Source organism: Mycolicibacterium tokaiense, from assembly GCF_010725885.1.
Taxonomy (GTDB): domain Bacteria; phylum Actinomycetota; class Actinomycetes; order Mycobacteriales; family Mycobacteriaceae; genus Mycobacterium; species Mycobacterium tokaiense.
Window position 1 is genome coordinate 1257668 of sequence record NZ_AP022600.1, and the last position, 16343, is coordinate 1274010.

General features: G+C 69.0%; 21 protein-coding genes. 12 read left to right on the plus strand and 9 right to left on the minus strand.

The annotated features are described in order from the left end of the window. Positions 1-1029, plus strand: coding sequence for an alcohol dehydrogenase catalytic domain-containing protein (locus G6N58_RS06015; protein WP_115279367.1), 1029 nt, complete (start codon positions 1-3; stop codon positions 1027-1029). Positions 1030-1041: 12 nt separating this feature from the next. On the opposite strand, the gene G6N58_RS06020 is transcribed toward G6N58_RS06015, so the two are convergent. After that, positions 1042-1341, minus strand: a complete 300-nt coding sequence (locus tag G6N58_RS06020) for a hypothetical protein (protein ID WP_083231164.1) — start codon at positions 1339-1341, stop codon at positions 1042-1044. A gap of 105 nt (positions 1342-1446) precedes the next feature. Between G6N58_RS06020 and G6N58_RS06025 the strand changes: the two genes are divergently transcribed. Both G6N58_RS06025 and G6N58_RS06030 read left to right on the plus strand, forming a co-directional pair. Continuing rightward, entirely contained in the window at positions 1447-2355 is a 909-nt protein-coding gene (locus G6N58_RS06025; RefSeq protein WP_115279366.1) for an AurF N-oxygenase family protein, read from the plus strand. Continuing rightward, a complete protein-coding gene (locus tag G6N58_RS06030) occupies positions 2352-2954 on the plus strand; it encodes a DUF4873 domain-containing protein (RefSeq protein ID WP_115279365.1) in 603 nt (200 codons plus the stop codon). The genes G6N58_RS06025 and G6N58_RS06030 overlap by 4 nt, the downstream gene beginning before the upstream one ends. On the opposite strand, the gene G6N58_RS06035 is transcribed toward G6N58_RS06030, so the two are convergent. After that, positions 2944-3738, minus strand: a complete 795-nt coding sequence (locus G6N58_RS06035) for an enoyl-CoA hydratase/isomerase family protein (protein ID WP_115279364.1) — start codon at positions 3736-3738, stop codon at positions 2944-2946. The two genes, G6N58_RS06030 and G6N58_RS06035, sit on opposite strands and share 11 nt — an antisense overlap. 57 nt (positions 3739-3795) lie before the next feature. Here G6N58_RS06035 and fabG point away from each other — a divergent pair, with 57 nt between their 5' ends. Then, positions 3796-4572 (plus strand): 3-oxoacyl-ACP reductase FabG, encoded by a 777-nt coding sequence (fabG, locus tag G6N58_RS06040; RefSeq protein WP_115279363.1) that lies wholly within the window; start codon positions 3796-3798, stop codon positions 4570-4572. Between the two features lie 64 nt (positions 4573-4636). Here the strand turns inward: fabG and G6N58_RS06045 are convergent, their stop codons facing one another. Next, positions 4637-6910 carry a thiamine pyrophosphate-binding protein gene (locus tag G6N58_RS06045; RefSeq protein WP_232067748.1) on the minus strand — a complete coding sequence of 758 codons (2274 nt, stop codon included), beginning with the start codon at positions 6908-6910 and terminating at the stop codon, positions 4637-4639. A 70-nt stretch (positions 6911-6980) separates the two neighbouring features. Between G6N58_RS06045 and G6N58_RS06050 the strand changes: the two genes are divergently transcribed. Then, positions 6981-7505: an Lrp/AsnC family transcriptional regulator gene (locus G6N58_RS06050; protein ID WP_115279361.1), complete on the plus strand. Its 525-nt coding sequence runs from the start codon at positions 6981-6983 to the stop codon at positions 7503-7505. On the opposite strand, the gene G6N58_RS06055 is transcribed toward G6N58_RS06050, so the two are convergent. Continuing rightward, positions 7502-7876 (minus strand): heme-binding protein, encoded by a 375-nt coding sequence (locus tag G6N58_RS06055; protein ID WP_068919022.1) that lies wholly within the window; start codon positions 7874-7876, stop codon positions 7502-7504. The genes G6N58_RS06050 and G6N58_RS06055 overlap by 4 nt on opposite strands. A 229-nt stretch (positions 7877-8105) precedes the next feature. Between G6N58_RS06055 and G6N58_RS06060 the strand changes: the two genes are divergently transcribed. Together G6N58_RS06060 and G6N58_RS06065 are read left to right on the plus strand one after the other, a co-directional pair. Then, positions 8106-8984: an alpha/beta fold hydrolase gene (locus tag G6N58_RS06060; RefSeq protein WP_115279360.1), complete on the plus strand. Its 879-nt coding sequence runs from the start codon at positions 8106-8108 to the stop codon at positions 8982-8984. An 8-nt stretch (positions 8985-8992) separates the two neighbouring features. After that, positions 8993-9439, plus strand: a complete 447-nt coding sequence (locus tag G6N58_RS06065) for an SRPBCC family protein (RefSeq protein WP_115279359.1) — start codon at positions 8993-8995, stop codon at positions 9437-9439. 229 nt (positions 9440-9668) lie between these two features. On the opposite strand, the gene G6N58_RS06070 is transcribed toward G6N58_RS06065, so the two are convergent. Then, positions 9669-9815 (minus strand): DUF1059 domain-containing protein, encoded by a 147-nt coding sequence (locus G6N58_RS06070; protein ID WP_068919025.1) that lies wholly within the window; start codon positions 9813-9815, stop codon positions 9669-9671. A 111-nt stretch (positions 9816-9926) separates the two neighbouring features. Between G6N58_RS06070 and G6N58_RS06075 the strand changes: the two genes are divergently transcribed. The 3 genes from G6N58_RS06075 to G6N58_RS06085 are packed head-to-tail and all read left to right on the plus strand — an operon-like array spanning position 9927 to position 12683. Then, complete coding sequence (locus G6N58_RS06075; protein WP_115279358.1) at positions 9927-11222, plus strand: acyl-CoA dehydrogenase family protein; 1296 nt, start codon at positions 9927-9929, stop codon at positions 11220-11222. Further along, on the plus strand, positions 11223-11870 hold the full coding sequence (locus G6N58_RS06080; RefSeq protein ID WP_115279357.1) for a TetR/AcrR family transcriptional regulator: 648 nt from the start codon (positions 11223-11225) through the stop codon (positions 11868-11870). Between the two features lie 57 nt (positions 11871-11927). Beyond that, positions 11928-12683 (plus strand): sulfite exporter TauE/SafE family protein, encoded by a 756-nt coding sequence (locus G6N58_RS06085; RefSeq protein ID WP_068919028.1) that lies wholly within the window; start codon positions 11928-11930, stop codon positions 12681-12683. A gap of 75 nt (positions 12684-12758) precedes the next feature. Here G6N58_RS06085 and G6N58_RS06090 read toward each other — a convergent pair whose 3' ends face one another. The 4 genes from G6N58_RS06090 to G6N58_RS06105 all read right to left on the minus strand — a co-directional run bounded on the left by G6N58_RS06090 (position 12759) and on the right by G6N58_RS06105 (position 15599). Further along, positions 12759-13031: a DivIVA domain-containing protein gene (locus G6N58_RS06090; protein ID WP_115279356.1), complete on the minus strand. Its 273-nt coding sequence runs from the start codon at positions 13029-13031 to the stop codon at positions 12759-12761. Between the two features lie 83 nt (positions 13032-13114). Beyond that, the gene (locus tag G6N58_RS06095) at positions 13115-13570 is read right to left on the minus strand and encodes a MaoC family dehydratase (RefSeq protein WP_115279355.1); all 456 of its coding nucleotides are present in this window, start codon (positions 13568-13570) and stop codon (positions 13115-13117) included. Positions 13571-13605: 35 nt separating this feature from the next. Next, positions 13606-14406: an acyl-CoA thioesterase gene (locus G6N58_RS06100; protein WP_172545001.1), complete on the minus strand. Its 801-nt coding sequence runs from the start codon at positions 14404-14406 to the stop codon at positions 13606-13608. Further along, positions 14403-15599 carry a CoA transferase gene (locus G6N58_RS06105; protein ID WP_115279354.1) on the minus strand — a complete coding sequence of 399 codons (1197 nt, stop codon included), beginning with the start codon at positions 15597-15599 and terminating at the stop codon, positions 14403-14405. The genes G6N58_RS06100 and G6N58_RS06105 overlap by 4 nt, the downstream gene beginning before the upstream one ends. 53 nt (positions 15600-15652) lie before the next feature. On the opposite strand from G6N58_RS06105, the gene G6N58_RS30445 reads away from it, so the two are divergent. Continuing rightward, positions 15653-15823 (plus strand): hypothetical protein, encoded by a 171-nt coding sequence (locus G6N58_RS30445; protein WP_170314330.1) that lies wholly within the window; start codon positions 15653-15655, stop codon positions 15821-15823. 9 nt (positions 15824-15832) lie between these two features. Beyond that, a complete protein-coding gene (locus tag G6N58_RS06110; RefSeq protein ID WP_115281760.1) occupies positions 15833-16333 on the plus strand; it encodes a metallophosphoesterase family protein in 501 nt (166 codons plus the stop codon). Positions 16334-16343 lie beyond the last annotated feature (10 nt).

The following is a 16343-nucleotide window of genomic DNA, read 5'->3' on the forward strand; positions in this document are numbered from 1 at the left end:
ATGCGCTCTGTGCTGATAGAGGCACCCGGGAAGATCGTCGTGGAGACGGTGCCCGACCCCACGCTGCCCGGACCCGACGGGGCTGTGGTGGCGGTGCAGACCACCGCCATCTGCGGGTCCGACCTGCACTTCTACGAGGGTGATTATCCACTGGCACAACCGGTTCCACTGGGACACGAGGCGGTGGGCACCGTTGTCGAGGTGGGCCCCGCAGTACGGTCGGTGCGCACCGGCGACCGGGTGCTGGTGTCGTCGGTGGCCGGGTGCGGGGCCTGCGCCGGGTGCGCGACCGCCGACCCCGTCACCTGCGTGTCCGGACCCCGGATCTTCGGCTCAGGCGCGCTGGGGGGCGCCCAGTCGGAGTTCCTGGCCGTACCCGCAGCCGACTTCCAGCTGCTGCGCATCCCGGACGGGATCGACACCGAGACCGCGCTGCTGCTCACCGACAACCTGGCCACCGGGTGGGCCGGCGCGCAGCGCGCCGACATCCCGGCGGGCGGCACGGTGGCGGTCCTCGGCCTCGGTGCGGTCGGACTGTGCGCGGTGCGCAGTGCCATCGCGGCGGGCGCGGGCACCGTGTTCGCCGTGGACCCGGTGCCCGGACGTCGTGATCGCGCGGCCCGCTGCGGCGCCACCCCGGTGGAACCGTCCGCAGCCGCCGCGGCGGTGTTCGAGGCCACCGGCGGTCGAGCCGCGGCCTCGGTGATCGACGCGGTGGGCAACGACACCACGATGACCGCGGCGCTGAACCTGGTCCGCGCCGGCGGCACGGTGTCGGTGATCGGGGTACACGACCTGAACCCGTTCCCGTTCCCGGCATTGGTGAGCCTGGTGCGCAGCGTGACGTTGCGAATGACGACCGCGCCGGTGCAACGCACCTGGCCGGAGCTCATTCCGATGATCAACGCCGGACGACTGGACACCGCCGGGATCTTCACCGACACACGACCGCTCGGTGACGCGCCGGCGGCCTACGCCGCCGTGGCCGCCCGCAGTGCAGACTGCCTGAAGATCGCCCTCACCATCTAGGCCGAGCAGCGGTCAGGCGGTGGGGTCGTCCTCGTCCACGATGTCGTAGAAGGACTCGCCGTCCTCCGGGGTGCCGTCGATCTGGCCACCGGTGCGCCGCGCGGGTCGGGCCTGTTCGTCAGCCCCGGTCAGTACGTCAGGCACTTCCTCGGCGAGGCGCTCGTCGAGTGACTCCTCCTCCTTGACCTCGATCCACTCCTCAGGAGGATCGGCCACGGTGTCGCCGTCGTTGTTGCGCACCTCATCGGAGTCCAGGGACTCGCTGGGGCTCAGCGTCTGCTCGGGCCCGCCGTCGTCGTCGTAATCACCCACGCGCACGAGTCTGCCCCATTCCGTACATCGCAAAACCGACGGGACTGGAAGTATCCGGTACCGCAGGTATTGACTAAGCGCCGCCCTGGTCCCTACCGTGGGTTCATGGTTGCGCCGACTACCCCGGGGCCCACGTCCCCGAGCCGCGAGGATTTCGCCGACCGCCTCTTGAAAGGCTCGGTGAAGAAGTCCTACGAGCCGGCGGTGGACATCGACTGGGACGCTCCCCTGGACCCGGACAAGTTCTTCCTGCCGCCCCAGGTCGTCACGCTGTACGGCACCCCCGAGTGGGACGCCCTGACTCGCGCCCAGCAGATCGAACTGTCCCGCCAGGAATTGGTGAACATCCTGTCGGCGGGGATCTGGTTCGAGAACATCCTCAATCAGGCCCTACTGCGCGACCTGATGCACAAGAACCCCACTGCCAGCGCCACGCACTACGCGCTCACCGAGTTGGGCGACGAGACCCGGCACATGGTGATGTTCGGCAAGACGATCGCCCGGGTCGGCGGGATTCCGGTGCGGCCCAAGCTGTTCCAGCGAATCATCATCAACACGCTGCCGCTGACCTTTCGCGGCAGCGTGCTCTGGGCGGCGGCACTGGTGGGCGAGGAGATCTTCGACGCCCTGCAGCGTCAGATCATGGAAGATCCCGATCTGCAGCCCATCGTGCAACGCCTCATGCGTATCCACGTCACCGAGGAAGCCCGGCACATCCAGTTCGCACGCGACGGTCTGCGCAAGTCGGTCCCGAGCATGCCGCGATACCGGAAGGTGTTGCTGGCCAACGTGCACGGGCTCGGCGGCCCGTTCTACCGCATGCTGTTCACGCTGCCGGTCCAGTACCACCGCAGCGGGCTCGACGGCCGGCAGATGCGCACCGTGGCGCGGCGGAATCCGCATTTCCGGGCCATGTGCGTGACGTCGTTCGCCTCGTTGAACGCGTTCTTCGACGAGGTGCACCTCAACGGCCGGGTGGGTCGGCGGATGTGGCGGCGGGCCGGCTTCCTGTGAGCGCCGTGGTCCTGTGGAACGACGCCGACCAGGCTTCCTTCGACGAGGGCAGCCAAACGTGGACGGTGCTCACCGCCGACGGCCGCACCGAAACAGCCCGAGTGGTCATCGACGCCCGACGGTCCCGCGACGCCACCGTTGCAGTGCACGGGATGCCGAACCATTTCCGCATCCCGGGTCCGGACGTGGAACGCCAGTCCCGGTTGGTGCAGCGGTGTCTGGACCTGTTCGAGCGCTCCGGCGCCACCCGGATCGAAGCGAAGTCCCGGGTGCTCGCCACCCGCTGGCCACCGCTGCCGTTGGCCCAGCGGTTCCACCTCACCGGCGACGTTCCCGCCGGCGAGGACATCTACGACGGGCCGGCCACCGTGAACGGCATCGTCGTGCGGGCCCGGCTGTCAGGGCATCTTGCCGCCATCGACGGGCGGTACCACTGGCGCGGCACTGTTTCCGGTGAGCTGCCCGCCGAGCTGCGCAAGGGCGGACGCGCGGTCACGCTGGCCGTGGACGGACGCGAGGTGCCCGCCCGCCTCACCGAGACCACTCCCTGGGGTGGCTACACGGTCGTCGGCGCCGGCGAGCCGCCGTTCACCCTGTAGTTCTCCCGTCGCCGGCCGTCGGCCGCCACCGCGGTGCCCGGTTCTCCCGCCAGGCGGCGGCACCTTCGGCGGCGTCAGGGCCGTTCATCAGGATCACGTGGGCGGCGGTCTCCTCGGCAGCCACTTCGTCCGCAGTCAGGTCCGCCCACAACAACCGCTTGCTCAGCGCCACCGATGCCGGATTGGCCAGCAACGCCACCTCCCGGGCCATCGCCACCGCCGCGGGTAGCACCTCGGCAGCCGGCAGCGCGCGCGTGGCGATGCCGCGCTGGGCGGCCTCGGCACCGCTGAACGTGCGCCCCGTCAGCAGCACTTCGGCGGCCACCGCCAGCCCCACCGACCGCGTGAGCGTGAAGTGCACCGCGGCATCGCCGATGGTGCCGCGGCGCACCTGCGGCACGGCCAGCTGGGCGTCGGCACAGACCAGCCGGACATCACACTGCAGCGCCAGCGTGAGCCCGATGCCGATGGCGTGCCCGTTCACCGCGGCGATCACCAGCTTGCGCATCCGAAAGGCCGGCGGCTGCACCGGCGAGGCGCTGAAACCGGCGCCCGGAGCGGCGAAGGCACCGGAGCCCGCCGAGAGATCGGCGCCGGCGCAGAAGGCCCGCCCCGCGCCGGTCAGCACCACGGCCTTGATCGTTTCGTCGTGGTCGCAGCGAGCGTAGGCCGCCGACAGTGCCTGCCCGGTTTCGGTCGAGAACGCGTTCAAGCGATCCGCACCGTCGAGGGTGAGCACGGCGACGCCGGCGTCGTCGACCTCGACCCGCACCCCGGTGCCCACCCCTGTGGTCTATCACGACGCCGTGCCGAAATCGGGCCGGTACCGCAGACTGGGGCCATGTTTTCACTGTCAGGGAAGTCAGTTCTGGTCACCGGCGGCAGCAAGGGCATCGGCAAGGGCATCGCCTCGGTGTTCGCCGAGGCCGGCGCCAACGTGGCGATCGCGGCACGCGGCACCGCCGGTCTGGACGCGTGCGTCGCGGAGTTGGGCACGCTGGGCCCCGGTACCGTCATCGGTGTGACCGCCGATGTGCGGCAACCGGATTCGTGTGCGGCCATGGCCGCCGCGGTGGTCGAGGCCTTCGGCGGCATCGACGTGCTGTGCGCCAACGCCGGGGTGTTCCCCGATGCTCCGCTGCAGACCATGACCCCCGAGCAGTTCGATGACGTCTTCGATGTCAACGTCAAGGGCACCGTATTCAGTGTGCAGGCCTGCCTGGACGCCCTGACCGTCTCGGGCCGCGGCCGGGTGATCCTCACCTCGTCGATCACGGGGCCCATCACCGGCTTTCCCGGCTGGTCGCACTACGGCGCATCCAAGGCGGCGCAGTTGGGCTTCATGCGCACCGCGGCCATAGAGCTGGCCCCGCACAAGATCACCGTCAACGCCGTGCTGCCGGGCAACATCTACACCGAGGGTCTGGCCGACCTCGGCGAGGACTACCTGGCGACCATGGCCCGCTCCATCCCGGCCGGGGCGCTGGGTACCCCGCAGGACATCGGCTACGCCGCAGCGTTCCTGGCCACCGATGAGGCCGGCTACATCACCGGCCAGTCGATCACCGTCGACGGCGGGCAGGTGCTGCCGGAATCACCGGAGGCCGTCACCCCCTGACCCCCTGCGTTGACACTGCGTCCACCGTGAAGAAGTGCGAGTGCGGCTCGCGGTGGACGCAGTGTCAACGGGTTACGTCCAGGGCTGCCCGCACGATGCTGTCGGCGTCGATGCCGTGATGGCGGTACACGTCTTCGAGCGAGCCCACCTGCCCGAAACGGCTGACACCCAGCGCCATCGCGGGCACGTTGTTGATCCCGGCCAGGAACGACAGCGTGTGCGGGTGCCCGTCGAGCACCGTGACCATGGGTGCCGCCCGGTCGGCGGCAAAAGCCTGGTCCAGGATCCAGGTCGATCCCTCCCCCAGTCCCCGGCGGGCCTGCACGGCCTCGAACAGCTTGCCGGGACTGGTCACGCACACCACGTCGGCGGCCACTCCCTGCTGCTCCAGACGCTCTGCGGCAACCAGGGTCTCGGTCATCAGTGCGCCCATGCCCACCAGCGTCACCGCGGGTTCGGCGGCCCGGCGCAGCAGGTAGGCACCCGCCACCACCTGACGGCGACGCCGTTCCCGGGCAGCCGGATCAGCGGGCACGTCGGCCAGCGTCTGGTTCACCGGGCGGGTGGACAACCGCAGATACGACGAGCTGCCATCGGTGCGGCCGAGCCGGGCGATGCAGGACAACAGGATCCACTCGACGTCGATGGCGAAGGCCGGCTCGTAACTGACACACCCGGGCTGCTCCAGCCCGATCGACGGCGTCTTGATGGACTGGTGCGCACCGCCTTCGGCGGCCAGGGTCACCCCCGACGGCGTGCCGACCAGGATCGACTGGCCGCCGGCGTAGATGCCGTAAGACCAGGGCTCCAGGGCACGCTCCACAAACGGGTCGTAGAGCACCCCGATGGGAAAAAGCGGTTGGCCCCAGCGACTCCAGGTCGCGCCCAGTTCCCCGATCAGACCCACCAGATTGGTCTCGGCGATCCCGAGTTCCATGTGCTGCCCGGTGGGCCGTTCCCGCCAGTGCATGATGGTCTCGGCGTCGTCGTCGAACCAGTCGCGCCGCTCCGTCGGTGACCACACCCCGACCTTGTTCAGCCAGCCCGCCAGGTTGGTGGTGGAGCTGACGTCGGGGCTGACGGTCACCACCCGCGCCGCGGCGTCGGGCGCCTCCCGGGTGAGATCCAGCAGCGCCCGGCCCAGCGCCGCCTGGGTGGTGGACGTCCCGGTGGGGGTGCGGCCGATGTCGGTCGGTACGGCCGGGGGCGGGGACGCGGTGATGGTGCTGCGGGTCAGCCGGTCTCGCGTCTCGGCGCACAGCTTGCCGGCGTCGGTCTCCGCCGCGAAGCGCTGCCAGGGTCGCTGCGGGTCCATGCCCAGTTGGGCGGCGAGGTCCTCGTACTGCGCAGGGGTGAGCAACGACGAGTGGTTCTGCGGATGCCCCTGGGTCGGCAGGCTGTACCCCTTGATGGTGTAAGCCAGGATCACGGTGGGCCGGGTGTCGTCGATGCGGGCGAAGGTCTCACCGAGCAGGTCCATGTCATGGCCGCCCAGGTTGCGGATGGCGGCCAGCAGCGTGGTGTCGTCCAGATCGGCGATCAGCTCGGCCACCTCCGGGCCGTCGGGCAGCCGCCGGCGCAATTCGGCTGCATCGCAGCGCAACAACCGTTGGTACTCGGGGTTGGGCATCTCCACGATGCGGGTGCGCAGGTGCTCTCCCCCCGGCCGAGTGAACAGCTCTTCGAGCAGGCGCCCGAACTTGGCGGTGAGCACCTGCCAGCCGGCCGCGTCGAACATCCGCTCCAGCCGGTCGGCCGCGATCCGGGGCACCACGCGGTCCAGCGACTGGCGGTTCATGTCCACGATCCAGACGATCTCGCCGAAGTCGGCCACCCCGGGATCGAGAATCGCCTCCCAGACCGCGCCTTCGTCGAGTTCGGCATCCCCCACCAGTGAGTACTGCCTGCCCTCGCCTGCGTCCGGACCGAATCGGGTGTTGACGAAGCGCCGGGCCATCGCGCCCCAGATGGGTGCGGTGGCGCCGATTCCGACCGAGCCTGTCGAATAGTCAACGGGGTCGGGGTCTTTGGTGCGGCTGGGGTAGCTCTGCAGGCCGCCCAGCTGGCGCAGTGTGGTCAGGTAGGACTCGTCGAGTTCGCCGATCAGGTAGTTGATGGCGTGCAGCACGGGTGAGGCGTGGGGCTTGACCGACACCCGGTCACCGGAGCGCAGGTGTTCGAACCACAGCGAGGTCATAATGGTGGCCATCGACGCCGAGGACGCCTGGTGCCCACCCACTTTCAGGCCCGAGGTGTTGGGCCGGACGTGGTTGGCGTGGTGGACCATCGCCGTCGAGAGCCACAGCACCCGCTGCTCGATCTCGGTCAGAGCATTCATCGCGCACCTCCTGTGCATCGGTGCAACGATTGTCTGGCCTCGGCGCGGAAATGCGCAACGCTACCCGGCTATGCTGTGCAATCTGCACACCAACCGCGTGAACCAGGAGAAGGGAGCGGGCACTTTGACCGCACCGACACCCGTCGACAGCATAGACAGGCGCATCCTGCTGGCACTCAATGACGATCCGCGTGCGCCGGCCATCACCCTGGCCGAGCGCACCGGCCTGTCCCGCAACACGGTGCAGGCCAGATTGACCCGCCTGGAGACCGGCGGGACGCTGCGGGCATTCGAACGCCGCATTTCGCCTGCGGCACTGGGCTACCCGATGACAGCATTCATCTTGACGACGGTGACACAGCGCAAGTTGCAAGCTGTGGCCGACGCGTTGACGGCCGTTCCCGAGGTGCTGGAGGTGCTCGGCATCAGCGGGGCGGTTGATCTCCAGGTCCAGGTGGTAGCCCGGGACGCCGACGATCTGTATCGGATCGCCGGCCGCATCCTGGACATCGACGGCGTGGAGCAGACCAACACCTCGTTGGTCATGCGCCAGCTGGTGAACTACCGGCTGACACCCCTACTGGAACAGAGCTAGCCCATCTGGAATTCGTCGAAGGCCGCGATCAGATCCGACCCGGCGAACGACGCCCCGCACTGGCTGCGCAGGGTCTGCAGCGGAGCGGTGATGTTGCGCAGGTCGAAGTACTCGCCCGGATTCGCCATGAAGTAGTTGCGCACTGTGGTGGTGGCCTGGTCACGCGGCTGGGTCAAGGCGTTGGACAGCGCGTCGTTGGCACCCGGGTGGCCGGCCAGGTACTGGCTGGCAGCGCCGGAGACCTGGCTGATGGTGGCGGTGGCGGCATCGGCCCGGCAGGGCTCGGCTGCTGCGACGGGAGCGCTCAGCATCGCCACAGTCGCTGCGGACACCAACGCGCCCCCCAGGACGGTCTTTCCCATGAACGTCATGTCTGTCGTGTTCCCTTCGTCGGCCCCGTACCTGGCAACACACGTACCCCCACGTGGCCTGGGTAAACGCGACGGGCCACCGACACACCCCGGAGAGCGGAATGTGATCCACGTCGGCGGGCGTGGTGACGGGAGAGCAACAACACCCCTCGTAGTTACCGGCGAGTAACCTTCGGTCCGGTCACTGCGGCTATCGTCGGCCTTACGTGCCCTACCCAAGGAGGTCCTCATGGACCAACTGCATCACCTCGAACTCCACGGCGACCGCGTGGCCTACCGCGACGTCGGCCCCGATACCGGGAGCCCGGAAACCCTGCTGCTGATCCACGGCATGGCAGGCAGCTCCGCGACCTGGCGCTCGGTGATCCCCCAGCTGTCCGAGCACTACCGCGTGATCGCCCCCGACCTGCTCGGCCACGGCGAATCCGCCAAGCCCCGCGGCGACTACTCACTCGGCGCCTTTGCGGTGTGGCTGCGCGACCTGCTCGACGAGCTGGGCGTCATGCGCGCCACCGTGGTCGGCCAATCGCTGGGTGGCGGCGTCGCCATGCAGTTCGGCTACCAGCACCGCGACCGCTGCGAGCGGCTGATCCTGATCGGCAGCGGCGGCCTCGGCCCGGACCTGAACTGGATGCTGCGGCTGCTCAGTGCCCCCGGCGCCGAGTTCGTGCTGCCCGCCGTGGCGCCGCCACCGGTGCTCAGCGTCGGCAACTCCATCCGGTCCTTCCTCTCGTCGGCCGGCATCCACTCCCCCCGTGGCAGCGAGCTCTGGAGCGCCTACTCGTCGCTGTCGGACCGCGAGACCCGCAGCGCCTTCCTGCGCACGCTCCGCTCGGTGGTCGACCACCGCGGCCAGGCAGTCAGCGCGCTGAACCGGTTGCATCTCACCGCGCAGGTGCCGACGCTGCTCATCTGGGGCGACGACGACCGCATCATTCCCGTCGCGCACGGCCGGGCCGCGCACGAGGCGCTGCCGGGCAGCCGACTCGAAGTGCTGCCGGGGGTGGGACATTTCCCACATGTGGAGGCACCCTGGGAGGTGACGCAGATCCTGCGTGATTTCATGGCGTCCACCGACCGCCGGTCGGTGGCCGTCACCCGCTGCTGAGGAGTGCCATGGATGCCCGCCAGGTCAGCCGCAGTGTCGACATCGACGCTCCGGCTGCCGAACTGTTCGCCCTGGTTGCCGATCCGCGCCGCCACCACGAAGTGGACGGCTCGGGAACCGTGCGCACCAACGTCCGCGCACCCGCGGAAGTGGCTCTGGGATCGCGATTTTCGACCCGGATGAAGATGTTCGGCATTCCGTACCGCATCACCAGCGTCATCACCGCACTCAAGCCGAACGAGCTCGTCGAGTGGCGGCACCCGTTCGGCCACCACTGGCGGTGGGAGTTCCAGGAGATCTCGCCGACACGCACTCGCGTGACCGAGACATTCGATTACCGCAACACCGGACCGGTCAAGGACCGCACCGACTACTACCGGCGGCTGGGCTTCGTCGCCGCCAATGCCAAGGGCATCGAGGCCACCCTCGACCGGCTGCAGCGTCGCTACGCCTGATACCTCGCAGCCGGGCCCCGACTCCCCGGCTCGTCCCTCACCGCCTCGTCGACCCGCCTGATACCTCGCAGCCGGGCCCCGACTCCCCGGCTCGTCCCTCACCGCCTCGTCGACCCGCCTGATACCTCGCAGCCGGGCCCCGACTCCCCGGCTCGTCCCTCACCGCCTCGTCGACCCGCCTGATACCTCGCAGCCGGGCCCCTACTCCCCGGCTTGTCGACTCGCCTGATCAGTAGGCGATGAAGAGGATCTCGTCGCGCGAGTAGTCATGCCCGGGATGGTTCTCGGCGAGGTGCTTCTGGGTCTTCTCCACCAGGTCGTCCTCGTCGGTGCCGACGATCGCCTCGCCGCACGGGCAATTCAGGTGAGTCTTCATGAGACAGGTTTACCCGACGTGTTGCAGACACGAAAGTGCACAGCCCTTGCTTGATGCAACTGCATCAGGTCATGATGGCCCTGCTTCAATGATGAGGACGGGGTGACGACGATGTGGGATTTCGAGACCGACCCGGAGTACCAGGCCAAACTGGATTGGGTCGACGAGTTCATGAGCGCCGAGGTCGAGCCGCTGGACCTGGCCGCCCTGGACCCCTCGGACAAGCTCAACCCCGAGGTCATGGCTGTACTGCGCCCGTTGCAACAGCGCGTCAAGGACCAGGGCCTCTGGGCGGCGCACCTGACACCCGAGCTCGGCGGTCAGGGCTACGGCCAGGTCAAGTTGGCGCTGCTCAACGAGATCCTGGGCCGCTCCCGCTGGGCCCCCTCGGTATTCGGTTGCCAGGCACCTGATTCCGGTAACGCCGAGATCCTGGCCTTGTTCGGCACCGAGGAGCAGAAGCAGCGCTACCTGCAGCCGCTGCTCGACGGCGAGATCAGCTCCTGCTATTCGATGACCGAACCGCAAGGCGGCTCCGACCCGGGACTGTTTGTCACCCGCGCCGAGCGCGACGGCGACTCCTGGCTGATCAACGGCGAGAAGTGGTTCTCCTCCAACGCCCGGCACGCCTCGTTCTTCATCGTCATGGCCGTCACCGACGCGGGCGCCCGCACCCGGGACAAGATGTCGTTGTTCATCGTGCCGGCCGAGACGCCGGGCGTCGAGATCATCCGCAACGTCGGTGTGGGCGGCGAGTCGAGTGAGCACGGTTCGCACGCGTACATCCGCTACCACGACGTGCGGGTACCCCTGGATCACGTGCTCGGCGGCGAAGGGCAGGCCTTCGCCATCGCGCAGACCCGCCTCGGCGGCGGCCGCATCCACCACGCCATGCGCACCATCGCCCTGGCCCGCAAGGCTTTCGACATGATGTGCGAGCGGGCGGTGTCCCGGCAGACCCGCCAGGGCCCGCTCGGCGATTTCCAGATGACGCAGGAGAAGATCGCCGACAGCTGGATACAGATCGAGCAGTTCCGCCTGCTGGTGCTGCGCACCGCGTGGCTGATCGACAAGCACCACGACTACTCCCTGGTGCGCCGCGACATCGCCGCGGTCAAGGTGGCCATGCCCCAGGTGCTGCACGACGTGGTGCAGCGGGCCATGCAACTACACGGCGCGCTCGGCGTATCGAGCGAGATGCCGTTCGTCAAGATGATGGTGGCCGCTCAGTCGCTCGGAATCGCCGACGGCCCAACCGAAGTACACAAGCTGACGCTGGCACGCCGCACCCTCAAGGAGTACACGCCGGTGGACACGCTGTTCCCGTCGGCACACCTGCCCACCCGCCGGGAGTCGGCGCAGGCCCACCTGGCCACCCTCCTCGAACGCGAAGCGGCCGAACTCTAGGTGCCCGCCGCCGACACCCGGGCCAACCTGCTGCGCGCCGCCGAATCACTGTTCGCGCAGCGGGGTGTCGACGGCGTGAGCCTGCGCGAGATCGCCCGTAGTGCGGGAGCCAAGAACGTCATCGCGGTGCAGTACCACTTCACCGATCGCGACGGGGTGGTGCGCGCCATCCTCGACAAACACCTGCCGGCGGTCGACGAACGCCGGCACGCACTGCTGGACGCGGCCGACGGGGATCCCACCGTGCGCGCCCTGGCCGCCGCTCTGGTGCGGCCACTGGGCGCCAAACTGGCCGACACTGCGGGCGGCCCGGAATTCCTGCGGGTGTACGCCGACCTGCTGAACCGGCCGACGCCCGCACTGGAGGCGGCCGACGGCAGGTTCGCCAGCCTCAAGCGGTGGCGCAGCACCGTGGCGCCGCTGCTGGACCCGGACGCCGCCAAGCTGCACCCGCGGCTGGACGCGCTGCTCTACACCGTGGTGCAACTGTCCCGGCGCGCCGAATCCGGTCCGCACACCGACGACCGGCTGTTCACCAGCCACCTGATCGACGTGGTGGCAGCGATCCTCACCGCGGAGGTTTCCGACGAGACCCGACGGTTGTCCGGCGAGCGGGACACCAGGCGGGGCCGGGCGTCGCACACCTGAACCGGTGTGCCACACTTTGTCCATACATACCCTAGCTATGGATTTTCTGATGCTGCCGTGAGTTGGACCGAGATCGCGCTGCTGGTCGTCGCCGGGATCGCCGGCGGGCTGGCCGGCAGTATCGCCGGACTCGCCTCCGTCGCCACCTACCCCGCGCTGCTGGCCGTCGGCCTGCCGCCGGTGGCCGCCAACGTCACCAACACCGTCGCCCTGGTGGGCAACGCCGTGGGCTCCATCATCGGGTCACGCCCCGAACTGCGCGGGCAGGGACCCTTCCTGCTGCGCATCCTGCCGCTCGCCGGTCTCGGTGGCGCACTGGGCGCGGTGCTGTTGTTGTCCACTCCGGCTGAGGGTTTCGAGAAGCTGGTGCCGGTCCTCATCTTCTTCTCGTCCATCGCGATCGTGTGGCCCCGCCGCGAACGGCCCGATGCCGGGACGGCACCGCGGCGGCGATCGATGGTCCTGCTGGAGGGCGCCGCCATCCTGGCCATCGCCGTGTACGGCGGGTACTTCGGGGCCGCCGCCGGTGTCTTGCTGCTGGCGCTGCTGCTGCGCGCAGGCAACGCGACACTGGCGCATGCCAACGCGTCGAAGAATGTCCTGCTCGGCGCGTCCAACGGGGTGGCCGCGGTCATCTTCCTGTTCGTCGCGCCGGTGCACTGGCCGGCGCTGATCCCGCTGGCCATCGGCTGCATACTGGGCTCGCGACTGGGCCCGGTGGTGGTGCGGCACGCCCCGGCCACCCCGATCCGCTGGCTCATCGGCTTCGGCGGGCTCGTCCTGGCCGTCAAACTCGGCCTCGACGCCTACTGAGAGACCCGCCGAGCGCCCGTGTTTGTACGGCAACACGCCGTGAAAACTGTCGCAATGCGCACGCTCAACGGGCAGTCAGCGTCGGTCCATCCGCTCCAACGTCGTTGCCACCCGGTCCAGGAACTCGTCGACCTCGTCCTCGGCGTACCCGCGCTTGAAGAGGTCGGGTTTGTTGAACCGCGCCTCGCGTACCTGCTGCGAGGTCAGCGTGCCGGTGCCGTCCAACCGATCGAGGATGCGCTGCACCAGCGCGTCGACGTCACCTTCGCGGTAGCCGCGTTTGCCCACCGGCGGCCGCGAGAACCGGATCACACGGACCTCGTCGGCAGTGATGGGCCCGTCGCTCACACCCCAATCCTGCGGCGAGCGTGCGTTCTTGTACAGAAAATGCGGCGTGTCGGCGTGCGAACACGGACGCTCGGCGGGTGGGGTCAGCTGATGTAGCGCAGGATGCTCTCGGCGACGCAGGCCGGCTTGGCGCCACCGGAGATCTCGATGACGGTGGTCACCGTGATCTGCACGGTGCCCGCTCCGATGTCCTGGGTGTCGGTGAGCGTGCTGGTGGCACGCACCTTGGAGCCGACGGGCACCGGCGACGGGAACCGGACCTTGTTCAGCCCGTAGTTGATCCCCATCTTCACCCCGCCGACGGTGAAGATCTGGTGCATCAGGCGCGGCAGCAGCGCCAGGGTCATGAACCCGTGGGCGATGGTGGTGCCGAAGGGGCCCGCGGCCGCCTTCTCCTGGTCGACGTGGATCCACTGGTGATCGCCCGTGGCGTCGGCGAACAGGTTCACCTCGTCCTGGCTGATGGTCACCCATTCACTGGAGCCCAGTTCCTCGCCCTTGGCGGCGACGAGGGCGTCAACAGAGTCGAAGGTCCGCATCGATGAGTTCCTCTCGTGTGGTGATGCAGGAGAACCTACTCCCGCACCACGGCCATCCCTTCATGGACCGCCGTTGCGTACACCGCACCGTCGGCGGAGAGCAGTTGCGCGGTCACCACACCGCGACCGCGGGCGGCCGCCGGTGAGCGTGATTCCAGCAGATTCCACGCATCCGCATGCACCGGGCGATGGAACCAGATCGAGGCGTCAGTGGTGCCGCTGCGGTGGCTGCGGTCGCTCATCGCATGACCGTGTACCCGCAGCACCGGGTCGATCAGGTAGACGTCAGTGACGAACAGAGCCAGGCAGGTGTGCGGCAGTGCGTCGTCGGCCACTGGAACCGTTGCCCGCCAGTACATCCGGCGCGCGAAGTCCGTACCCACCCCACTGTCGGTGATCCTAATGTCGAGCTCGTCGAGCGGCAACCCCGGCGCGGGTCCGGCCGGGCCGGTGCGCTCCAGCGTGGCCGGGTCCTCGGGCAGCCCACCGCGCTCGCCGTGGGACGGCCCGGGCAGCGGCGCGGCGAACGACACCGTGGCCGCGGTGATGAGCCGGCCATCCTGGCGGGCCAGCACCCGGCGGGTCATGGCGGTGCGCCCGTCATAGAGCCGCTCCACCGCATATTCCACCGCCGCACCGGAGTCGCCGCCGCGCAGGAACTGCAGGTGCAGGCTGGTGGGCCACAGCCCGGCGGGGATGGTGCGGCCCGCCGCGGCCATCGACTGCCCCAGGAACTGTCCGCCGAAGGCCCGTTTGCCCGCCGGGCCGTGTCCGGTGGCCCGGAAAGAATCCTGGTCCACATCAACCAGATTCATCAGATCGAGCAGTGCACTCACCGCAGCACCCCGGCCCGGCGCAGGTCCTCGAGTTCGGCTGGCGTCAGCCCCAGTCGGGTCAGCACCGCCGCGGTGTCGTCGCCCAGTGCCGGTGCCGGCGACGCCGACGACCGCGCACCGTTGACCGTCACCGGCAACCCCGGCGCCAGGTACCGGCCGATCCGGGGTTGATCCAGCGGACTGAACAGGGGGTTGGCCGTCACCCGTTCATCGGCGGCCGCCTCGGCGAATGTCCGGTAGCGCTCCCAGAGGATCGATGTCGACGCCAGGCTCGCGGCCACCTCGTCGGCCGTGTGGTCGCCGAACCACACGGCGAACAAGCCGGTGAGCGCGGCACGGTGTCGGTAGCGGCTGCCCTCATCGTCGAAGTCCACTCCGAGTGCGTCTGCCAGCGCGGCAACGGCCCCGGTGGTTCCGGTCAGTGCGGCCAGGTCTCGGAAGTGCCGCGGGGTCAATGCCACCAGCATGAACGACACCCCGTCGGCGGAGGTGAAGTCCTGCCCGAACTGGCCGTAGATGGCGTTGCCGAGGCGCGGTCGTTGGCTGCCGTTGATCATGGGCTCGGTCAAGAAGCTGAGGTTGCCCGCGGTGGCCAGTGCGACGTCTTCCAGCGGCAACCGCAGATGTCCGCCCGTCCCGGTGGCGTCACGGTGGCGCAGAGCCGTCGTGATGCCCAGCGCTGCATAGAGACCGCAGGCAACGTCCCAGGCCGGCAGCACGTGGTTGACCGGCCCGTCCTCGGTCTGCGGTCCGGTCACCATCGGGAAGCCGACGCCGGCGTTGACGGTGTAGTCCACACCTGTGGAGCCATCGTGGCGGCCCGACACCTCGAGCTGGATCACATCGGGGCGATGCTGACGCAGGGTGTCATACGAATGCCATTGCCGGCCAACCACGTTGGTGATGAATACTCCGGCATCACAGATGAGGCGGCGGATCAGATCCTGGCCGGCGGTGGAGCGGAAGTCGACAGCCACCGACTGTTTGCCCTTGTTCAGCCCCGCCCAGTAGATGCTGTCGCCACCCTCGGCCAGCGGCCAGCGCCGGTAGTCCGCGGCCCCGCCCACCGGGTCCACCCGGATCACCTCGCAACCCAGTTGCGCCAGCGTCATCCCGGCCAGCGGGACCGCCACGAAGCTGGAGATCTCGATGACCCGCACGCCGGACAGGGGTGTGGTCGCATCGGCGGTCATGCGAGGTAGTCAACCAGCGTCTGCGGGAGCGGTAAACGGGTACCCGCCCCGGCATGACCAACCCGAAGAACGACTCTGAAGCCGATGTCGACAACGACGAGCACGTCGCAGCCTCCCGTGCAGGCGGATCTGACGACGACGGCTCGTATGTGGGTCGGACGGCCAACGACGACGCCCTGGACACCGAGGAGTCCGGCGCGGAGGCCCGCGCTCAGAATGACTGAATGCCTCCGCTGCAGCTGCTGCTGATCGCCGACACCCACCTGCCCAAACGTGCGAAGGATCTGCCCGCCGAGGTCTGGGCGGCGGTCGACGACGCCGACGTGGTGTTCCATGCCGGCGACTGGGTGAACGTGGAGCTCCTCGACGAGCTCGAGGCTCGCTCTGCGCGGCTGGTCGGCTGCTGGGGCAACAATGACGGCCCGGAACTGCGGGCACGACTGCCGGAGCGCCACGACGTCACGCTCGACGGCCTGCGCTTCACCGTGGTGCATGAAACCGGCGGGGCGCCGGGGCGAGACGCGCGGATGGCGCGGGAGTATCCCGACACCGACGTGCTGATCTTCGGGCACAGTCACATCCCCTGGGACACCCGCGCACCTGGTGGTCTCCGGCTGCTCAACCCGGGCTCGCCCACCGACCGGCGCCGCCAGCCGTTCTGCACCTACATGACGGCCGCGGTCGCGGACGGTGTGCTCACCGACGTCATCGTGCACCGACTGCCACCACGATAGCTCTGCGACA